At 52.6% G+C, this 249-nt stretch carries 1 protein-coding gene; it reads left to right on the top strand.

Annotated elements, in window-relative coordinates; genetic code table 11:
- A partial coding sequence (locus ACYP03_RS27275) for a DinB/UmuC family translesion DNA polymerase (RefSeq protein ID WP_459782842.1) occupies positions 1–249 on the top strand: 249 nt, incomplete at both ends.

Raw genomic sequence — 249 nt, 5'->3', positions numbered from 1 at the left:
ACAGCTTTACCCTGAGCTGAAACGGCGGCTGTTCTCTTACAGCCCGCAATACAAAATTTCTCGCCAGGGCGTGAAATATAAATTCAGCGACTTTCACCTCACCACTCACGAACATATGCTCCCTATCCTCAATCAAGCCGATTTGCTGAAAACGGCCAAAAAAGCTTGGGATGAACGCCGGGCAAACCGGGGAGTGCGCCTGGTCGGGCTGAATGTCACGCTGCTAGACCCCCAGCTTGAACGGCAACT

The sequence above is a fragment of the Photobacterium sp. R1 genome (assembly GCF_054600795.1).
This window is presented reverse-complemented; position numbering and strand designations above follow the sequence as displayed.